Annotated in this window: 18 protein-coding genes; 10 read left to right on the top strand and 8 right to left on the bottom strand. The window is 63.3% G+C overall.

All coding sequences use genetic code 11. The features are described from left to right. Positions 1 to 79: 79 nt before the first annotated feature. Positions 80 to 994, top strand: coding sequence for a LysR family transcriptional regulator (locus tag NKI49_RS24430; RefSeq protein WP_352606560.1), 915 nt, complete (start codon positions 80 to 82; stop codon positions 992 to 994). A gap of 75 nt (positions 995 to 1,069) precedes the next feature. Next, positions 1,070 to 2,380, top strand: a complete 1,311-nt coding sequence (locus NKI49_RS24425; protein WP_352606558.1) for a hemolysin family protein — start codon at positions 1,070 to 1,072, stop codon at positions 2,378 to 2,380. A gap of 27 nt (positions 2,381 to 2,407) precedes the next feature. Here the strand turns inward: NKI49_RS24425 and NKI49_RS24420 are convergent, their stop codons facing one another. Further along, a complete protein-coding gene (locus tag NKI49_RS24420; protein WP_502899600.1) occupies positions 2,408 to 3,286 on the bottom strand; it encodes a DMT family transporter in 879 nt (292 codons plus the stop codon). Positions 3,287 to 3,605: 319 nt separating this feature from the next. Continuing rightward, a complete protein-coding gene (locus tag NKI49_RS24415; protein WP_352606554.1) occupies positions 3,606 to 4,211 on the bottom strand; it encodes an NADPH-dependent FMN reductase in 606 nt (201 codons plus the stop codon). Between the two features lie 104 nt (positions 4,212 to 4,315). On the opposite strand from NKI49_RS24415, the gene NKI49_RS24410 reads away from it, so the two are divergent. Next, complete coding sequence (locus tag NKI49_RS24410) at positions 4,316 to 4,684, top strand: winged helix-turn-helix transcriptional regulator (RefSeq protein WP_027024527.1); 369 nt, start codon at positions 4,316 to 4,318, stop codon at positions 4,682 to 4,684. 135 nt (positions 4,685 to 4,819) lie between these two features. Here the strand turns inward: NKI49_RS24410 and NKI49_RS24405 are convergent, their stop codons facing one another. The 3 genes from NKI49_RS24405 to NKI49_RS24395 all read right to left on the bottom strand — a co-directional run bounded on the left by NKI49_RS24405 (position 4,820) and on the right by NKI49_RS24395 (position 6,551). Further along, positions 4,820 to 5,023, bottom strand: coding sequence for a hypothetical protein (locus tag NKI49_RS24405; protein ID WP_352606552.1), 204 nt, complete (start codon positions 5,021 to 5,023; stop codon positions 4,820 to 4,822). Between the two features lie 103 nt (positions 5,024 to 5,126). Further along, positions 5,127 to 5,522, bottom strand: coding sequence for an acyl-CoA thioesterase (locus tag NKI49_RS24400; RefSeq protein ID WP_027024525.1), 396 nt, complete (start codon positions 5,520 to 5,522; stop codon positions 5,127 to 5,129). Positions 5,523 to 5,609: 87 nt separating this feature from the next. Further along, positions 5,610 to 6,551, bottom strand: coding sequence for a phosphoribosylaminoimidazolesuccinocarboxamide synthase (locus NKI49_RS24395; RefSeq protein WP_352606550.1), 942 nt, complete (start codon positions 6,549 to 6,551; stop codon positions 5,610 to 5,612). A 205-nt stretch (positions 6,552 to 6,756) separates the two neighbouring features. Here NKI49_RS24395 and NKI49_RS24390 point away from each other — a divergent pair, with 205 nt between their 5' ends. The 3 genes from NKI49_RS24390 to NKI49_RS24380 are packed head-to-tail and all read left to right on the top strand — an operon-like array spanning position 6,757 to position 10,495. Further along, positions 6,757 to 8,373 (top strand): GMC family oxidoreductase, encoded by a 1,617-nt coding sequence (locus NKI49_RS24390; protein WP_352606548.1) that lies wholly within the window; start codon positions 6,757 to 6,759, stop codon positions 8,371 to 8,373. Further along, positions 8,370 to 9,581, top strand: a complete 1,212-nt coding sequence (locus NKI49_RS24385) for a mandelate racemase/muconate lactonizing enzyme family protein (RefSeq protein ID WP_352606546.1) — start codon at positions 8,370 to 8,372, stop codon at positions 9,579 to 9,581. Before NKI49_RS24390 ends, NKI49_RS24385 begins: the two co-directional genes overlap by 4 nt. Continuing rightward, positions 9,578 to 10,495: an NAD(P)-dependent oxidoreductase gene (locus tag NKI49_RS24380; RefSeq protein WP_352606544.1), complete on the top strand. Its 918-nt coding sequence runs from the start codon at positions 9,578 to 9,580 to the stop codon at positions 10,493 to 10,495. The genes NKI49_RS24385 and NKI49_RS24380 overlap by 4 nt, the downstream gene beginning before the upstream one ends. A 90-nt stretch (positions 10,496 to 10,585) precedes the next feature. Here NKI49_RS24380 and NKI49_RS24375 read toward each other — a convergent pair whose 3' ends face one another. Further along, complete coding sequence (locus NKI49_RS24375; RefSeq protein ID WP_352606542.1) at positions 10,586 to 11,524, bottom strand: diacylglycerol/lipid kinase family protein; 939 nt, start codon at positions 11,522 to 11,524, stop codon at positions 10,586 to 10,588. A gap of 837 nt (positions 11,525 to 12,361) precedes the next feature. Between NKI49_RS24375 and NKI49_RS24370 the strand changes: the two genes are divergently transcribed. From NKI49_RS24370 to NKI49_RS24360, 3 genes are all read left to right on the top strand, one after another. Next, positions 12,362 to 12,796 (top strand): hypothetical protein, encoded by a 435-nt coding sequence (locus tag NKI49_RS24370; protein WP_352606540.1) that lies wholly within the window; start codon positions 12,362 to 12,364, stop codon positions 12,794 to 12,796. A gap of 6 nt (positions 12,797 to 12,802) precedes the next feature. After that, a complete protein-coding gene (locus NKI49_RS24365) occupies positions 12,803 to 13,933 on the top strand; it encodes a hypothetical protein (RefSeq protein ID WP_352606538.1) in 1,131 nt (376 codons plus the stop codon). Positions 13,934 to 14,080: 147 nt separating this feature from the next. After that, positions 14,081 to 14,587 (top strand): hypothetical protein, encoded by a 507-nt coding sequence (locus tag NKI49_RS24360; RefSeq protein ID WP_352606536.1) that lies wholly within the window; start codon positions 14,081 to 14,083, stop codon positions 14,585 to 14,587. A gap of 103 nt (positions 14,588 to 14,690) precedes the next feature. On the opposite strand, the gene NKI49_RS24355 is transcribed toward NKI49_RS24360, so the two are convergent. Next, on the bottom strand, positions 14,691 to 16,313 hold the full coding sequence (locus NKI49_RS24355; RefSeq protein WP_352606534.1) for an FAD-binding oxidoreductase: 1,623 nt from the start codon (positions 16,311 to 16,313) through the stop codon (positions 14,691 to 14,693). A gap of 322 nt (positions 16,314 to 16,635) precedes the next feature. Continuing rightward, a complete protein-coding gene (locus NKI49_RS24350) occupies positions 16,636 to 16,878 on the bottom strand; it encodes a DUF1344 domain-containing protein (RefSeq protein WP_352606532.1) in 243 nt (80 codons plus the stop codon). 444 nt (positions 16,879 to 17,322) lie between these two features. On the opposite strand from NKI49_RS24350, the gene NKI49_RS24345 reads away from it, so the two are divergent. Further along, positions 17,323 to 17,817 (top strand): YegJ family protein, encoded by a 495-nt coding sequence (locus NKI49_RS24345; RefSeq protein ID WP_352606530.1) that lies wholly within the window; start codon positions 17,323 to 17,325, stop codon positions 17,815 to 17,817. The last annotated feature ends 135 nt before the right edge of the window (positions 17,818 to 17,952 follow it).

The following is a 17,952-nucleotide window of genomic DNA, read 5'->3' as shown; positions in this document are numbered from 1 at the left end:
TCACTATGGAAAAAAGTGCTTCCATGCGGCATAATCGGAAACGAATTGGAGATCATTACTCTACAATTGGAACACATCCATGGAATCCGCCGATCTGCAAGGCATCGTCGCCTTCGTTCAAACGATCGAAGCCGGCAGCTTCACCGGCGCCGGAGAACGGCTGCGTGTGACGAAATCGGCGGTTGGCAAATCGATCGCACAGCTGGAGCAGCGGCTTGGCGTTCGCCTGCTGAACCGCACCACCCGCAGCCTGAGCCCGACCAGCGAAGGCTTGAGCTATTACGAAGCCTGCGTCAGGGCACTGTGCGAAATCGAAGCTGCCCAGTCGCTGCTTGCCTCGCGCCGGCAGGTGCCCTCGGGCCGGCTTCGCGTCGACCTGCCGTCGGCCTTCGGCCAGCGCTGCGTTGCCCCTGTGTTGTTCGACATTTCCAAGCGCTACCCCGATCTGGCGATGGAGATCTCCTTCAACGACCGCCGCGTTGATCTCATCGAAGAAGGCATCGACCTGGTAATTCGCATGGGCGAGCTCGACGACAGCCTGTCGCTCGCGGCGCGGCGGCTCTACATCCAGCGCTCGGCCGTATTGGCCGCCCCCGCCTATCTCGACGAGCACGGCAGGCCGCGGACGATCGAGGAACTCGCCGGCCACGAGCTGATCGGCTACACCCGCAACGGCATCGCCCATCCCTGGACCATAAGGCAGGCCGACGGCCATATCGGAAAGTTCACACCGCGAGCAAGGCTGGTCCTCGACAATGGCGAGCCGATGCTCGACGCCGCCCTTGCCGGCTGCGGTATCACCTTCCTGCCGACATGGCTGGCGGCGGACAGCCTCAAGAGCGGCGCGCTCGAAATGGTCCTCTCGGACCGCCTCGTCGAAAACATTGCCGTCCACGCCGTATGGCCGGTGACACGGGCAGTGACACCGAAGGTCCGCGTCGTCGTCGACGCCCTGGTCGAGCACTTTTCGGCGCCGCCCTGGGACGCCGCGTGAGCGAGGCGACCCTCATTGTCTAAAAATGCCGGCGGACTATTTTCGAAGACCGCGCCACAATGCTATTGAGCCCTCATGCTATACGTCGAAATTGCCATCGTGGTCGTCCTCATCTGCGTAAACGGCCTTTTGGCGATGTCGGAACTCGCCATCGTTTCGTCGCGACCAGCCCGGTTGAAGGCGATGATCGACCGTAACGTCAAGGGCGCCGGACGCGCCCTGGCGCTCGGCTCCAATCCCGGCAAGTTCCTGTCCTCGGTGCAGATCGGCATTACGCTGGTCGGCGTGCTCTCCGGCGCCTTTTCGGGCGCCACGCTGGGGCAGCGTCTAGCGCAGTTCCTGGCATCGACCGGCATCCGTGAAAGCGTCGCCGACCCGCTCGGCGTCGGCATCGTCGTCGCTATCATCACATATGGCTCGCTGATCATCGGCGAACTGGTGCCCAAGCAGATCGCACTGCGCGATCCCGAGCGGGTCGCGGTGCGAGCGGCGCCAGCCATGACCATCCTTGCCACCGTTTCGGCCCCCTTGGTTTTCCTGCTCGACATATCCGGCCGCGCCATACTGTGGCTGCTCGGCCAGCGCGGCGAAAGCGAGGAGAAGGTCACCGACGAGGAGATCAAGATGCTGGTCGCCGAGGCCGAGCATCACGGCACCATCGAATCCGACGAGCGGCGCATGATCGCCGGCGTCATGCGGCTTGGCGACCGCGCCGTACGGGCGGTGATGACACCGCGCACCGAGGTCGACTGGATCAATTTGCAGACCGACGAGGCAGCGATCCGCAAGCTCTTGGTGGACACCCAGCATTCGCGCCTGCCGGCGGGCGATGGCGGCGTCGATGTCATGATCGGCGTCGTCCAGACCCGCGACGTGCTTGCGGCGCTGCTTGCCGGCCGCGCGCTCGATCCACGCAAGCATGTGCGCGCCGCTCCCATTGTTTATGACCAGGCCGACGCGCTGGATGTGCTGCAGAAGCTGAAGGAATCCGACGTGCCGATGGCGCTGGTGCATGACGAATACGGCCACTTCGAAGGCATCGTCACTCCCGCCGACATTCTCGAAGCCATCACCGGCGTGTTCCGCTCCGACCTCGATGCCGGCGAGGAGGAGAACGCCGTCAAGCGCGAGGACGGCTCATGGCTGCTCGCCGGCTACATGCAGGCCGACGAGATGGCCGAAGTTCTCGGCTTCGACCTGCCGGAAAACCGCGACTATGAGACCGTCGCCGGCTATGTGCTGTCGCACTTGCACCATCTGCCGGCGACCGGCGAATGCGTCGACGCGCAAGGCTGGCGCTTCGAAGTGGTCGACCTCGACGGCCGCCGCATCGACAAGCTGATCGCCACCCGCCTGCCCGGCGGCCACCGCGAAATGGTGCGCTGAGTTTTCGAGAGTAAGTGTTCGGGCTGATCAAATCGCGACTTCGATCGGCTCGGCAAGTCTGGGATTCGACCGCGCGGCGATCAGGCAGCTGGCCACGATCAGGCCCGCTCCCGCCAGCGTGGTCCAGGTCACTGCCTCGTCGAAGAAGAAAAAGCCGAGCGCGATCGCCCAGATGAAGGCCGAGTATTCCGTCGGGATCAGATATTGCGCCTCGGCGCGAGCATAGGCCCAGCTCATCAGGAACTGGCCGGCGAGCGACAGTGCTGTCACCCCGGCCAGAGGAAGCCAGAGATTGCCCGGCAGGGCAATGGCGAGCCAAGGGGCTGCAAACCCGAGCATGATGGCAACGCAAAGGTTCTGGAACAGCATGATTTCGATCGGCTTGGCCACCAGCGCCTGCTGCCGCGCGAGGATCAGATTGTAGGCATAGAACACCGTCGACACCAGCACCGCCACCGTGCCGAGCAAGGCATCCCCGGCATAGTCTGTGTGCCCGAACTGGCCGGCCACGATGATTGCGACGCCCGCAATGCCGGCCAGCGAGGCCCAGATCGCCTTGCGCTGTATCCTCTCGCCCAGCAGCAGCGCGGCCAGCAGGAGCGCAAACAGCGGCGCCACGAAACTGAGCCCGATCGCCTCCGCGAGCGGCAGCCTTGCGAGCCCCCAAAAAAAGCACAGCAGGACAATGCCGACAACCACCGCACGCAGTGCATGCAGCCTCAGCACCGAGGAAGCAGGAAGCGAGCGCGACCCCGCCAACCAGCCCGCGCCCGCGACCACGGTCGCCAGCATGCTGCGCCAAAGCACTGTATTGTAGACGCCGACCGCGATGACCAGCACCTTCATCGCCGCATCCATGCCGGACAGCAGGAAGATGCCAAGCGCGCAGACGAGCACCGGGATCATGGGGGAGACGGCGCCGGCCAGGCTGGATGATTTCACGCGGGCTCACTCGAGGTGACGGATGCAACCCGACATATCAGGGCAAAACGGCGGGGCCAGATGGCAGCCGCGCCCATATGGCAGTCCAACCGGCCTTTGCGCCTTGTCCATGCGCTCAAGACCCGCCTGATCGGCGCAGTGGCCGCAAGCCTGCTTTTGTAGGTGGTGTAGGTGCGGCTGCCAAGGCATCGCCCACCGTATCGTAGATGATGTCGGCGCCTCTGATAATTGAAAAGGGCGGCGCAAGCGCCGCCCCGTATCCTTGGGAGGATGATTTCGAAGATCAGGCCGCCTTGATTTCCTCGGCGAGAACGTCCGCCTGACGGGCGGTCTTGAGGGCCTTGGCCCACCAGGCGACGTCGTTGACCAGCGCGGTGGCGGCCTCGTTCAGATGCTCGAGGTCTTCGAGCTTCTTCTCGCCCTGGCGGACGGCGAGGAAATCGCCCCAGGCGATGTGGACGGCCGACTTGACCGGCGCCATCTGCAATTCGACTGCATGAAGGCGCAGCTGCTCGACGGCGCGGGCACCGCCGACGCTGCCATAGCCGACGAAGCCGGCCGGCTTCTTGTTCCACTCGTTGGCGGCGTAGTCGATCGCGTTCTTCAGCACGGCCGTCGGGCCGTGATTGTATTCGGCGGCGGTGAAGATGAAGCCGTCATATTCGGCGACCTTCTTCTGCCAGCGCTGCGCCACCTCGTTCGTCGACGGCACCCAGGCGGAGGACGCGACCTCGTCGAAGAACGGCAGCGGGAAGTCGCGCAGGTCGACAATCTCGACATTGATGTCGGCATGCGATTTGGCGATCTTGGCGATCCATTGGGTCGGCACATCGGCGAAGCGTGCGGCGCGGGTCGAACCGACGACGATGGCGATCTTGGGTTTTGACATGGGGCTCTCCTAGCAAGCGATTCCGGGGCAAGTTAAAGCTGGTATCGTTTGGATACCGGCGCTATATGAGATACTGTCAACTCGCAGCGCAAGGAGGCACCTTTTTGTTACTGAGGAACCCGCTTAACACCGAGGACTGCCGCGCCGTTTCGGAAATTCTGCAGCGCGTCGGCGACAAATGGACCGTTCTGGTGGTCGGCAAGCTCGGCAACGGACCCCTGCGTTTCAACGAGCTGCGCGCGGCTGTCGGCGGCATCTCGCAGAAGATGCTGACCACCACCTTGCGCGGGCTGGAGCGTGACGGCTTCGTCACCCGCACCGTGTTCCCGACCATTCCGCCGCGCGTCGACTATGAACTGACCGAACTCGGCCATGAATTGCTGATTCCGGTCAGCGCGCTCGGCGAATGGGCGCGCAGGAACACGCAGCGCGTGCGGGCTGCACGCGAAAAATTCGACGTCATGCATGGCTGAAACCCTTGTGCCGCAAGGGATGCCACCCGGCGTGACTTCAGCTGGAGCTGGTTCGAGGTTCCAATTCGGCCGCTCGGATCGTGGCCTTGTTGCGCGGCTCGCATGCCTCGTGCCGATCCTCTAGCCGCTGCCGCTTCAAGCTCCTGAGATGCTGTTGTCGCATCGAACGGCTGCGCAGATCTCACACCGCGCGACCCGCTCGCCGCGGGCCCGATGGTCATGCGTGCACGCCGCGAAGGAGACATCCTTCGTCACCTCCGCGTAAGCGGTCATGCCGAGCAGGCAGACCAGCGCGACCAGGGCTGCCACGAGGCAGCCGTTCAGCATGTGTTGACGCATTGTCTTCTCCACGCCGGTAGAATCGGCCACGGAGGCAACCAGCGGATGTCTCGAAAGGCATCGCCCCGCGCGAGCCGTGTTACAAATGGAGAATTGGCTCCCGTCAGCTTTCCGCTGGAACCGCCTTCGGCTTGCCGTCGCTATCCAGCGCCACCATGACGAAATCGGCGTGCGTAACCTTTTCCATCAGGTCGGAGAGATAGCGCTGTGCCCAGGCCTCGACCTTGAGCGTCATCGAGGTGCGGCCGACGCGCTCGACATGGGTGTAGATGCACAGCGTGTCGCCGATCTTCATCGGCTTTGCGAAGGACATCTCCTTCACCGCCGCCGTCACCACGCGGCCCCTGGCGCGCTCCGCGGCGCGGATGCCGCAGGCAAGGTCCATCTGCGCCATGACCCAGCCGCCGAAGATGTCGCCGGCCGCGTTGGCGTCCGAAGGCATGGCGAGCGTGCGCAGCGTCAGATCGCCGATCGGCCGCCCGTCCGCGTAATGCACCATGCGAGAAATCCTTCGAGACCGGTTGCCCCCTCGATCCCGTATCGTCACGGCGCCAACAGGTCAACGCGGCAAAGTTTCGATTGGCCGCTAGAAGTAGCGCGCCAAATTCGAACGGATACGATCGAGAACGGTATCCCCGGAAACGTCGGGAACGAATGCCTTGCCCGTGATCGCCTCATAGGCTTGCGCATAGATCCGCGAGGCCTGTTCGACGATCTCGTCGGGTATGGCGGGGATCGGATCCTTGTAGGGATCGCACCGCGCCGACACCCACGACCGGATGAAATCCTTGTCGAAGCTCTCGGGCCGCGTGCCACTCGCAAGCGCCTGTTCATAGCTCGCCGCGATCCAGTACCGGCTGCTGTCGGGCGTGTGGATTTCGTCGGCCAGGATGATCGTCCTGTTTTTGTCGATGCCGAATTCGTATTTCGTGTCGGCGAGGATCAGGTCGCGCTCCGCGGCACGCGCCTGGCCGCGGGCGAACAGGTTCAAGGCGTAATCCGAGACCGTATCCCACTGCGCCTGCGTGAGAAGGCCCTGCTCGATGATCTCGGCCCTGGACAGCGGCTCGTCGTGGCCGCCATGCGCCGCCTTGCTCGTCGGTGTGATGACAGCTTCGGCCAGTTTCTCATTGTCACGCAGCCCGTCCGGCAGGCTCATTCCGTACATGTCACGCTCGCCGCGCCGGTAGCGGGTCAGGATCGAGGTGCTGGTGGTCCCCGCCAGGTATCCGCGCACGACGATCTCGACCGGAAGAATGTCGAGCCTTGTGCCGACGACGACGTTGGGGTCGGGATATTCGAGAACATGGTTGGGGCAGATATCGGCAGTTTCTTCGAACCAGTAGCGGGCCGTCTGCGTGAGGATCTCTCCCTTGAACGGGATCGACGTCAGGATGGTGTCGAAGGCGCTGAGACGGTCGGTGGCGATGATGATGCGCCTGCCGTCCGCCAGATCGTAGTTTTCGCGGACTTTGCCGCTGTAGTGGCCCGGCAATTCGGGAATGAAGGCATCCGACAGGGTACGCATGTGATTTCCCGCCTTGCGGAGATTGGCTGATACCATCGCATAAGCCTTCGACCCCTTGCATATCAAGCGGGACCATCTGGTTGTCTTCAATTCGAACCGCACATCGGCGGTCGCTTTTTTCACAACCGATGCCGGAAGGCGCGGCGACGCGGCGGACCCGGTCCGTCTAGGCTGGCGCCAGTTTTCCGGAGCCGTACCTATCATCATGCAGACCTATGATTTCATCATCGTCGGCTCCGGCTCGGCCGGCTCGGTGCTCGCCGACAAGCTCTCGGCCTCGGGCCGCTTCTCGGTGCTGGTGCTGGAAGCCGGCGGCACCGACCGCCGCTTTTACGTGCAGATGCCGCTCGGCTACGGCAAGACCTTCTTCGATCCGGCGGTGAACTGGAACTACAAGGCCGAACCGGACCCCGGCCTGGCGGGCAATGCCGACCATTGGCCGCGCGGCAAGCTGCTCGGCGGGTCGAGCTCGATCAACGCCATGGTCTGGATCAGGGGCGCGCGCGAGGATTTCGACGACTGGCGGGCCGCCGGCAATTCCGGCTGGGGCTATGACGACTTGCTGCCGGCCTTCAAGGCGCTCGAGGACAATCAGGCCGGCGCCGACAAATGGCGCGGCACAGGCGGCCCGCTGCATGTCACCGACTGCTCGAACGCCGTCCACCCGCTGACCAGGCGCTACCTCGCCGCCGGCCAGCAGGCTGGCCTGCCGCTCAATCCCGATTTCAATGGTGCCAATCAGGAAGGCGTCGGCGTCTATCAGATCTCGACCCGCAATGGCCGCCGCATGTCGGCGGCCCGCGCCTTCCTGCGCCCGGCGATGAAGCGCGGCAATGTCCGTGTCGAGACGAATGCGCTGGCGACCAGGGTGCTGTTCGAGGGCAAGCGCGCCGTCGGTATCGAGTATCTACGGAATGGCGAGACGAAGACGGCGCGTGCCGGCCGCGAAATCATTCTTTCCGCCGGATCGATCAATTCGCCACAGCTCTTGCAGCTATCGGGCGTCGGCCCCTCCGCCCTGCTCAAGGGGCTTGGCATTCCCGTCATCCATGCCAACGAAAATGTCGGCGCTCATCTGCAGGACCACGTCGGTATCAACTACACCTTCAAGGGCAGGCTGCCGACGCTCAACCAGATCCTGCGACCCTGGTGGGGCAAGCTGCTGGTCGGCATGCAGTATATCCTGACCCGCTCCGGCCCGCTGTCGCTGTCGATGAACAATGCCGGCGGCTTCTTCCGCACCGACCCGGCGTTCTCGCGTCCCAACATGCAGCTCTATTTCCAGGCGTTCTCGACCGTTATCCCAAAGAGCGGCGAGCGCCCGATCCTGACCCCCGATCCGTGGCCGGGCTTTTCTATCGGTCTGTCCAACTGCCGCCCGTCGAGCCGTGGCGAGATCATGATCCGTTCCAGCAATCCGCTGGATTATCCAAGAATCGTCGCCAATGCCTATTCCACCAATGCCGATGTCGACGAGATGCTGGCGGCGGTGAAATTCGTGCGCAAGATCGCCTCGATGCCGGCCATGGCTGAGATCATCGAGGAAGAAGTCCTGCCGGGACCGTCGATCCAATCAGACGCCGATCTGATTCAGGATTTCAGGAAGCGCTCCGGCACTGTCTATCACCCGGTCTCGACCTGCCGCATGGGATCCGATCCCTCGCGCGCCGTGGTCGACCCGCGCCTCAAGGTGCATGGTCTCGAAGGCCTGCGCGTCATCGACGCCTCGATCTTTCCCGACAACATCACCGGCAACACCAATGCCGCCTCGGTCGTGACCGGATGGAAGGGCGCCGAACTGGTTCTGGAGGATCAAAAATGAAGATCACCGACGTCAAGACCTGGGTTGTCGGCAACCCGCCTCCCGGCATCGGCGGCAAGTATTTCATCTTCGTCAAGCTCGTCACCGATGGCGGCGTGGTCGGTTATGGCGAGGCCTACAACGCCACCTTCTCCGCCCATGTGACGGCCAGCATGGTCGAGGACATGGCCGAGCGCTATCTCGTCGGCCGCGATCCGCACGACATCGAGAACTTCTTCCGCCGCGCCTATTCCTCCGGCTTCACCCAGCGCCCCGACGTGTCCGGCATGGGCTGCTTCTCGGCGCTGGAAATGGCCTGCTGGGACATTGTCGGCAAGGAGGCGAACAAGCCGGTCTACAAGCTGCTCGGCGGCCAGGTGCACGAGACGCTGCGCTCCTACACCTATCTCTATCCCCACACCGGCAGCGTCCATTCCGAGGACGCGCACGGCAAGAATGTCTACAACGATCCAGATCTGGCGGCCGCCTGCGCCCTCGAATATGTCGAGCAGGGCTTCAATGCCGTCAAGCTCGACCCGGCAGGCCCTTACACCGCCTTCGACGGCCACCAGCCGCGCCTTGTCGACATCGACCTTTCCGCCCGCATGATCAAGGCCATCCGCGAGGCGGTCGGCACCCGCGCCGACATCCTGTTCGGCACGCACGGCCAGTTCACCGCATCGGGCGCGCTGCGCATGGCGCGCGCCATCGAGCCCTACGATCCGCTGTGGTTCGAAGAGCCGGTGCCGCCTGACATGCCCGAGGTGATGGCGCAGGTGGCCCGTGGCACCTCCATCCCGATCGCCACCGGCGAGCGGCTGACGACCAAGTCCGAATTCGCCCGCGTCATCGAGAACCGCGCCGCGACCATATTACAGCCCGATCTTGGCCGCTCCGGCGGCATTCTGGAAACCAAGAAGATCGCCGCGATGGCGGAGGCCTACCACATCCAGATAGCCCCGCACTGCTATTGCGGGCCGATCGTTGGCGCGGCCAACATCCAGCTGGCGGTGACCCTGCCCAACTTCCTCATCCTGGAATCGCTGAAGCAGTGGGACGGTTTTCACGCGGAGCTGCTCAAGAAGAAGATCGAGTGGCAGGACGGCAACGTCATCCCATCGAAGGAACCCGGCCTCGGCGTCGAACTCGACGAAGCCGTCTGCGAGGCCCATCCCTACACCGGCAAGGAGCTGCATTTGCAGATGATGCAAACGCCGTTGATGCCGTGAGCGAACGCTACGCCTTCATCGGCCTTGGCCATCTCGGCGGCAACCTTGCCGCCAGCCTGATCCGCAACGGTTTTGCCGTCACCGTGTTCGACCGCGAGCCCACCGCCGTCGAGCGCCTCGTGGCGCTGGGCGCCACCGCTGCCCGCAGCCCCGCCGAGGCCGCCGCACGAGCGGGCAATGCCATAACCTGCCTGCCATCGCCGAAGATCAGCGAGACGGTACTCGCCGGTCCTGATGGACTGCTCAACGGCCTCCCCGCCGGCGGCACCTGGATCGAGATGTCGACCAATGGCCGCGACGAAATCGTGCGCCTCGCGGGCCTCGCCTCGTCGAAGGGTATCGAGACACTGGAATGCCCCGTCACCGGTGGCGTGCATCTGGCGGCGGCTGGAAAGATCACCGCGCTGGTCGGTGGCGATGCCGATCTCTACGAGCGCCATCGTCCTGCCATCGAAGCAATGTGCGCGAAGTCGTTCCTGATGGGGCCGATCGGCTCGGCGGCGGTGATCAAGGTCATCACCAACATGCTGGCTTTCGTTCATCTCGTCGCCGCCGGCGAGGCGCTGATGCTGGCCAGGCAAGGTGGTCTCGACCTCGCCCAATCCTATCAAGCCATCGTCGCGTCCTCCGGCAACAGCTTCGTCCACGAAACCGAAAGCCAGCTCATCCTGAACGGCTCCTACGATATCGGCTTCACCATGGACCTGGCGCTGAAGGACCTCGGCTTCGCGCTAGGCATGGGCCGGGATTTCGGCGTGCCGCTGGAACTGGCATCGCGTGTCAACGCGATTTTCGAGCAAGGCAAGGCTGCTTACGGCGGCGGCGCCTGGTCGACCCAGATCGTCAAATTGCTCGAGGATGAGGTCGGCGCCGACCTGCGCGCGCCTGGTTTTCCGTCCAAACTGGAAATCTGAATCCGGGAAACTTCAAGCGGTTTCAGATAGTTGAGCGCGCCTCCGGAATCAGGACCGGAGCGACCTGATCCAACGCCGCAGCCGCTTGATTCAATATCTGAGCATGAGCGCGCCGGGCAGGATCTCGAACGTCGCCGGTATGCGCCCGGGCGACTCGCCGTCTATGTCGACCAGCGCGCCGTTCTTTTCCACGTCGCCGAGCGGTTCGACAACCACTTTCTTGCCGCGCAGGATGGTGATGGCCGGATGATTGCGATGCCGCCCGCCATAGAGCAGGCGGATGTCCCAGATCAGCTTCAGCTTGCCGGCAGCGCGCAGGATGACGATGTCGAACTGGCCGTCGGTCAAATCGGCATCCGGCGCGATCATCATGCCGCCGCCGAAGAATCTTCCATTGGCCACCGCCACCAGCGCCATGCGCGCCTCGACCGGCGCGCCGTCATCGATGGTTATGCTGACAAGCTGGAAACGGTAGCGGATGAACTCGACCACGGTGCGCCAGAGAAACAGCGCCTTGGCTGACATTCGGCCCTTGCGTTTGTCGGCGTTGACCGCGCGATCGGTGGCGCCGGACAGGCCGAGGCTGGCGATGTTGATGAAGTGCCGGCTGGCCAGCGCGCCACGGTCGTCGATGTAGCTGATGCGGCCGGCATCGACTGCCCTCGCCTTCGCCCCGGCAATCCGTTTCAACGTCGCATCCACCGCCTTCGGCAGGCCGAGCCCGCGCGCGAAATCGATGCCGGTGCCGCAAGGCAGCAGACCGAGTTCGGTCGCCCGGCCGCTCTCCTCGAACGCTTGCAGCAGTCCGTCGGCCACTTCGCTGGCCGTACCGTCGCCGCCGGCCGCGATCACCAGGTCGAAGCCGCTGGCGGCAAGGTCGATCGCCAACCGTTCGGCATCGCCCGCGGCCTGCGTCTCGCGCAGCTCGAAGTCGCCGAAATGCTTCTTCAACGAAGCGGCGACGTCGGGCCAATGCCGTTTCAGCCAGCCCCCACCGGCAATCGGATTGAGAACCACCCCGACTTTCAAGACGCACCTCCCCCGCAAAGCACCGGCATTGAAGCCCGCGCCCATCCGCAGAGCAAGGGGCGGTGCGGGGTCGAGCACCGAAAAGCGGGGCAGGCTGTCTAAGCCAACCGGCAACGAAATTCCCGGAGTCGCGGAAATCGATCCCCGATAACCCCACTATCCACAGGCCCATGCCATTCCCCAGGGTCCTTACCCGGCGTAGGTTTAACCCATCTCAGGCGGCTACCGATCGCCCAGCCGAAAGGCGAAAGCGAAAGGCGGATTTCCTGAGGCCCGTACGGCCCGAAGCGGAAGCAGGCTTGCCTGTTCGAGGGACGGATGCCGAGACCTACGGGGCCGCGGAAAGCGTGCCAACGCCGACGGCGGACCGATGCTGCCATGAAGGACGGCAAAAACCTTCGATGGCACGCAGGGCAAAGCCCGCAAGGGTGTAGACCGGCGTGGTCCCGAACGGACGCCACTCTCGGGTGGCGGACTGGCAGGACCGTCAAAATCAAGGCCGGCATGGCGCGACGACTTTACGGAAGTTGCTGCCGCGACCGTGTCCTGATCTGACAGGGAGGCGCTGGGAGAAATCCCGGCGCCGACTGTCTTTCTGGCCCTTGAATGTCCGTGCCGGTGATCTTTGGGCCGCGGCTTCACCGCGCGCTAAAATCGGTTAGTATCGCCCGGTCAGAGTCCGCTTGATAACGCGCTCTGCCGTGACGGATGGCGTGGTTTTCGAGAACCGAAGCGCAGCGGACATTTGGGTCCGAGGGCTTAGGCAAGCGCGGAAAATCGCGTCAGGCGGCCGGCAGAGTGGCGTTTGCAAACGGACCCTTCGAGGGGGGATACTTCATGACGCTGATCCAGAAGCTTGCCGTCGCCTATGCGTTCCTGTTCTTCGCCGTCGTCGCGATCGGCTACATACCGGCCTTCAACGATGCCAATGGCAATCTGTTCGGCCTGTTCTCGCTGCAATGGTATGACGACCTGCTGCACGCCTTCTCCGGCGTCTGGGCGCTGGCCGCCGCCTTCACCTCGCACCGCCAGGCGGTGTTCTATTTCAAGCTGTTCGGCTCGGTCTACCTGTTCGACGGCGTGCTCGGCCTGGTCACCGGCTCCGGCTGCCTCGATGCCGGCATCTTCATCAACGGCTTCCGCTCCCTCAACGATATCGAATTCCCCGCCCGCTTCTTCGCCAACCTGCCGCACATCGTCATTGGCGGCGTCGCCGTCTATGTCGGCTTCTGGTTGTCGAAGCGCATCTACGACCACCTCGCCACTGCCTGACCGGCCATGTTCCTGTTCCGCTGGCTGAAGCGCATCATGAAGGCGATCCTCTGGCTGATCGTCATCGCGATCCTGGTCCCGGTCGTCGGGCTGACCTATGGCTTCCTGACCACGCCGTCGCTCGACAAGGCGCCGCTGCCCGGCATCGCCGACGGTGCGCCGCCCAAGGCGCTGGCCGACAAGGTCCGCGCCGAACTCCCCGGCTATCAGCGGCCGGAGGAATCGACCTTCCTCACTTACCCCGAATGGGCGATCGTCTATGCCGCGCGCGAATATGCCGGCTTCGTCGACAAGGACCAGCCGAGCGGCTTCCCTTACTTCGCTTACGTCGGCCGCTTCTGGCAGGACTATGCAACCGTGATCCGCGCCAGTTCTCCCTACAACTTCAACTTCGCCAACCACCAGATGCTCGTCGTCATTGGCACCAGCCACAGCATCGAACACATATTGCAGTGGGCCTATGAGAACACGGTCGGCCGCATCACCGAGGCGATATCGGGCAAGCGTACCGCCGCCGACATCTATCAGGCCAAGGTGGCGGCGGACTATGCAGGCTTTCTCGACCAGGTGCCGTGGTACCAGTTCCCCTATGCCGAAAAGTGCGCCGGCCTGTTCGCCGTACAGCCGGCGCCGGGCGACAGCGCCATCCGCACCAGTGAACGCAAGCTCGCCTTCGGTCTCGCCGACACCATCAAGCAGGGCTATGCCGACCTGATCACCAGGGCGCTTGCCGCCACCTCCGACCCAGCCTTGCTCGACATTCATGTCTGGGCCAAGGGACCGGTCGGCGAAGCGACGCACAACGAGCCCGACACTTTGCTCGAACGTGACTACGGCGTCGACGGCGTCATCTTCGTCACCAAGCGCTATCAGGTGTTCACCGACATGATCCCGCGCCTGATCGACAAGGGCGTTTCCTTCGTCGAGATCGGCGGCAATGACGAAATCATGATCACCGTGCTGTCCACGGACTCGATCGCCGTTCCCGAGGGCATGCGTATTCTGTTCAGCTATCCGCTCCCGGCGGACCTATCGACGCGCCGCACCGGCATGGTCGTCGCCGTACGCAAGCTGCATCTGGTGCTGGCGGCGTTGATCAAGGCAGGCGCCAGGCTCGAACACGTCTACGATTACTGAGACCTTTCGGCCACGCCTGGCGGAGATCATGCGTTTGGAGCGTACAGTCACGCTCATTCCACAATCGCGGCCAAATCCCGCCTTGTTCGCGCGCGATGGCGTATTGCATGAATAAGCTGCCGGGGGGCATCTCGAAGGGACGAGACCGTGATCAAGACCGCCCTTGTCGCCATGACCATCGTCGGCTGCGACTGCGACGCCAAATTGTGCGAATATATCGGCGAGACGCCGGCCAAATGGTCGACCGTCGCGGAGTGCGAAGCGGCGATGAAGAGCCAGATCCTGCACGAGCGCAATTTCAGCTATCCGCTCGTCTCCGGCATCTGCCGCTCGAAGGGCTCGTCATCCTCCTCGCAACTGGCCGCGACCGCGTCCCGCCCCGAATTGAAGCCGGCCAGCCGGGCCGTTGAAAACCCTCTGCCGCCTGAACTGAGCCGCCGGCCGAGCGTTCCGGTCGGCTCGCCGACGACGGCCATGGAAGCAGCAGCCGCCCGGCCCGTCGCCTATGAACAGATGGTCGAGGGCGGAACCGGCGTGCTCTACCGCACGAAAAACGGTTACGCCGTGGTCAAGACCGATCTTGGCCGTGCCGCGTCGGCCACCGCCGACATGGCGAAACGATCCGCCAACTGGCTGGCCGGATTGGTGCTGTAAGACCGGGATCAGGCTCGAAGACTGGCTGCGGACGCGACAGGCAGAACGGGTCAACGAAGCACTCTACGGAGTGCCACCTGCTCCGTATGAAGTTCTGCCCCCGCTACACCACTCCGCTCAGCGCCTTGATGGCACGGTAGAACGTCGAGGAAAACAGTTCCGTCGGGTCATATCGGCGCTTGGCGGCGAGGAAGGCCGGCAGTTCGGGATAGGACGCCAGCAATTCGCTAGCCGTGTAGTGCAGCTGGTAGGGCAGGAAGAACCGCCCGCCATGCTTGATCGTGACGTCGATCAGCGCCCGTGTCAGCGCCCGCATCCTGGCATTGCCGTCGGCATCGGTCGGCTGGTTGATGTAGAGCACCAGCGAATATGCAGGTTCCGGCGCATAGGTCAGCGCGACATCCTCCTTGTGGACGATGCGCACCGAGGCATTGAGCACCGGCAAGTCCTGGTTGCGCAGGATCTCGCGAGCCTCCGTGATGAATAAATTATAGGCGGCACGCGGAATAAAATATTCGTGCAGGATGTCGGTCTCGCCAGGCAGGTCGTTGAACAGATAAGGCACCGAATCGTGCATCGGATTGTTGCGGGTGACGAGGCAGGCCTCGCCCTCGGCCATGGCCGAGGTGCGCGCCACCGTGCAGCTCTCGAATTTCGGCTCCAGCGTCTTTTCGGTGAACCACTTCAGCTCCTGGAAGGCGCTGCCCCATTTCGCCATGTTCATGATCACCCGCTTGAGGCCGACACCGTCCGGTTCGCCGAGCAACGGCTGGTCGGCCGGCGACTGGTCGGCCACCTTGTCGTAGCGATAGACGATCATGTCTTCGAGGAAATTGCCCGGCGCCGTCGACAGATGGCCGTAGAACAGGCCGATCTCCTTGTTCGGCTCCAGCACCTCGGCGAAGAATTTTGGAAAATCGTCCGATTTGATGATCTCGCGCGAGGTCCGGTAGACTGCGTTATCAACGATATCGAGCGTCGCCTCCAGCACCACGCCGAACAGGCCGTAGCCGCCGACGACGTGACGGAACAGGTCGGTGTTCTCGCTCGCTGAACAAGTGGTCACCGAGCCATCGGCCAGCATCACCCGCATCGAGCGGATCGAGCCGGCTACCGAGCCCGCCTGATGGTCCATGCCATGCGCGTTGACCGACAGCGAGCCGCCGACGGAGAAGATGTCGGTCGACTGCATCGCCTTCACCGCGAAGCGCGGATGCAGCATGCTCTGGATGTCGTGCCAGCGCGCGCCCGGCTGCAACGTCATGGTTTTTGCCGCCGCGTCGACGGTGACCTTGTTGAACTTTCTGAAGTCGAGCACCAGCGCGTTGTCATCGAAGGCATGCCCGCCCATCGAGTGGCGGATGGCGGCCAGCGATACTTTCAAGCCGTTGGCGCGCGCGAACGCCAGCGCCTTGGCGATCTGGTCATCGTCGGCGATTTCGACGACGCCATAGACCGGCGTTCTCGAGAGGCCGCTGGCATCGTTGATGTCGCCGCCCTTGGCCGACCATGGCAGCGAAGGCTCAAAGGCCGGCGGGTTGGCTATCGGCTTCAGCGGCAGGGCGATGCCATCGACATCGGCGATACGCCCGGCATCCTTCGGCCCCGAAGGTCCGCGCGCCAGACGCGCCATCGTGGTGCCGCCCCACAACACCGCGCCGCCGACCACGGCCGCACCCAGCAGCAGCCGCCGCGACAGGCGAAAACCTTTTTGTTCCTCGGCCATGAATATCCCCCATTGGCCAAGGGATAGCGCGGGCTTTCGGTAAAAACCATAGCGGCGGCATGAGCCACCTTCGCCGCATCGGCGTGGCGAAGCGGCACGACGCGGATTATCTCAAATGTCGGCGCTGCCCCTCACCCTTACCCTCTCCCCGTGAAGAACGGGGAGAGGGGCACGCCAACGCTGGAGCTTGTCCCTTCTCCCCGTCCTTCACGGGGAGAAGGTGCCGGTCCACCCTCCGCAGCTGCTGCGGAGGACGGGCAGGCGGATGAGGGGCGGCGCCGATCTTGACCATTGCGGCCCGCGCCAGAACTTATGCTCGCGCCTACGAAGCCCTCTTGATCGATGTCACCAAGCCGGTCTTGTCATCGACCGTCACCGCCACCTTGGCGCCGACCTTCAGTTTCCCGACCGCCGCTTCCGGCGACAGCTGGTAGATCTTGCCGTCATCGAGAGTGATCGATTTGGTTGTCGGGTCGACGGACTGGATGGTGCCCTGAACGGTCGCGGCATAGGCCGTGCCGAGAAAGGCGAGCAGAGCGGCGGTGGTTGCGAGGGTCTTTTTCATCGAGTGCACTCCGTGCTGTTTCGGTTTTTCGGGCTGCCGACGTGGGAAACGACAGCGCCGAACGACCCGAAACTGGAACGAAACGCCTGGCGTCCGCAAATCACGTTCAATGAATTTTCGCAAAGGAAATCAGTGGCTTAATTCTGACACATTGCTTCCGGCCGACGCAAAGTCAAGCCGCTTCGGTTCCCTCGACAGGCGCTCTTCCTTCCACGAAAAGAGTCCCTTAGCGGGATTGCGGCGGGCCGCTTTCGACCACCACGCAGCCGCCGCAATCCGCCTTGGGCGGCATCACGAAACAGCCTGCTGATTGGTCGTCGGTACAAATTTTGTTTCCTCGGTCATCTCAACCGTCGCCTCGAAATGGACGAAACTCGCGTTCCGGTTGCAAACCCGGAATGGATGCAGGATGGTATCGACAGCTATGATGAAGGGGGGCCTTCCATGAAACTTGCAGTCCGGACCGCGATGTCCCTGATCCTGGCGCTTGCTCCGGGATTGGCCGGCGCGCAAGGTGTCGATCCGGATGACGACAAAACGATGATCTTCGCTCCGGGAGATCCCGACATGGCGGCGGCGACGGCGCAGGCGCTCGCCAGCCTCGACGAATTCCTGGCCTTGTCCGAAGCGCCGCCAGCCGGCACCGACAGGTTCAAATTGAAGGTCAAGGTGCGGGACGGGAACGTCACCGAACACTTCTGGGTCATACCATTCCGCCGCACCGAAACGGGATTTGTCGGTATTCTGGCGAACCAGCCGGAGGAAGTGCACACCGTCGTCCTCGGCCAGAATTTTAAATTCAAACGGGACGATATTTCCGATTGGGGATATACGAGCGACGGGCGCCAGGTCGGCAGCTTCACCGTCTGTGTGATGTTCAAGCGAATGTCGAACGAAGAGGCCGACTACATGCGCGACAAATACGGCTTCGAGTGCTGAACCGCTTCACGGTTCTCCTGGAATTGCTCTAACCCGGATATCTCACACAGTTGAAGTGCATCGGGGCTCCGAATCAAGGAAAATGCTTCTGCGACAAAGACTTACCTTGAGCAGAGGTATTCCCCGATGCAAACA

This window comes from Mesorhizobium sp. M0587, assembly GCF_040320945.1.
Classification (GTDB): domain Bacteria; phylum Pseudomonadota; class Alphaproteobacteria; order Rhizobiales; family Rhizobiaceae; genus Mesorhizobium.
This window is presented reverse-complemented; position numbering and strand designations above follow the sequence as displayed.

Bases quoted from the DNA above. Each gene is read 5' to 3' on its own strand.
- NKI49_RS24365 (WP_352606538.1), top strand. From the start codon at position 12,803: ATGTTCCTGTTCCGCTGGCTGAAGCGCATCATGAAGGCGATCCTCTGG.
- NKI49_RS24390 (WP_352606548.1), top strand. From the start codon at position 6,757: ATGCAGACCTATGATTTCATCATCGTCGGCTCCGGCTCGGCCGGCTCG.
- NKI49_RS24415 (WP_352606554.1), bottom strand. From the start codon at position 4,211: ATGTCAAAACCCAAGATCGCCATCGTCGTCGGTTCGACCCGCGCCGCA.
- NKI49_RS24370 (WP_352606540.1), top strand. From the start codon at position 12,362: ATGACGCTGATCCAGAAGCTTGCCGTCGCCTATGCGTTCCTGTTCTTC.
- NKI49_RS24425 (WP_352606558.1), top strand. From the start codon at position 1,070: ATGCTATACGTCGAAATTGCCATCGTGGTCGTCCTCATCTGCGTAAAC.
- NKI49_RS24430 (WP_352606560.1), top strand. From the start codon at position 80: ATGGAATCCGCCGATCTGCAAGGCATCGTCGCCTTCGTTCAAACGATC.
- NKI49_RS24355 (WP_352606534.1), bottom strand. From the start codon at position 16,313: ATGGCCGAGGAACAAAAAGGTTTTCGCCTGTCGCGGCGGCTGCTGCTG.
- NKI49_RS24395 (WP_352606550.1), bottom strand. From the start codon at position 6,551: ATGCGTACCCTGTCGGATGCCTTCATTCCCGAATTGCCGGGCCACTAC.
- NKI49_RS24420 (WP_502899600.1), bottom strand. From the start codon at position 3,286: ATGATCCCGGTGCTCGTCTGCGCGCTTGGCATCTTCCTGCTGTCCGGC.
- NKI49_RS24405 (WP_352606552.1), bottom strand. From the start codon at position 5,023: ATGCGTCAACACATGCTGAACGGCTGCCTCGTGGCAGCCCTGGTCGCG.
- NKI49_RS24400 (WP_027024525.1), bottom strand. From the start codon at position 5,522: ATGGTGCATTACGCGGACGGGCGGCCGATCGGCGATCTGACGCTGCGC.
- NKI49_RS24385 (WP_352606546.1), top strand. From the start codon at position 8,370: ATGAAGATCACCGACGTCAAGACCTGGGTTGTCGGCAACCCGCCTCCC.
- NKI49_RS24350 (WP_352606532.1), bottom strand. From the start codon at position 16,878: ATGAAAAAGACCCTCGCAACCACCGCCGCTCTGCTCGCCTTTCTCGGC.
- NKI49_RS24345 (WP_352606530.1), top strand. From the start codon at position 17,323: ATGAAACTTGCAGTCCGGACCGCGATGTCCCTGATCCTGGCGCTTGCT.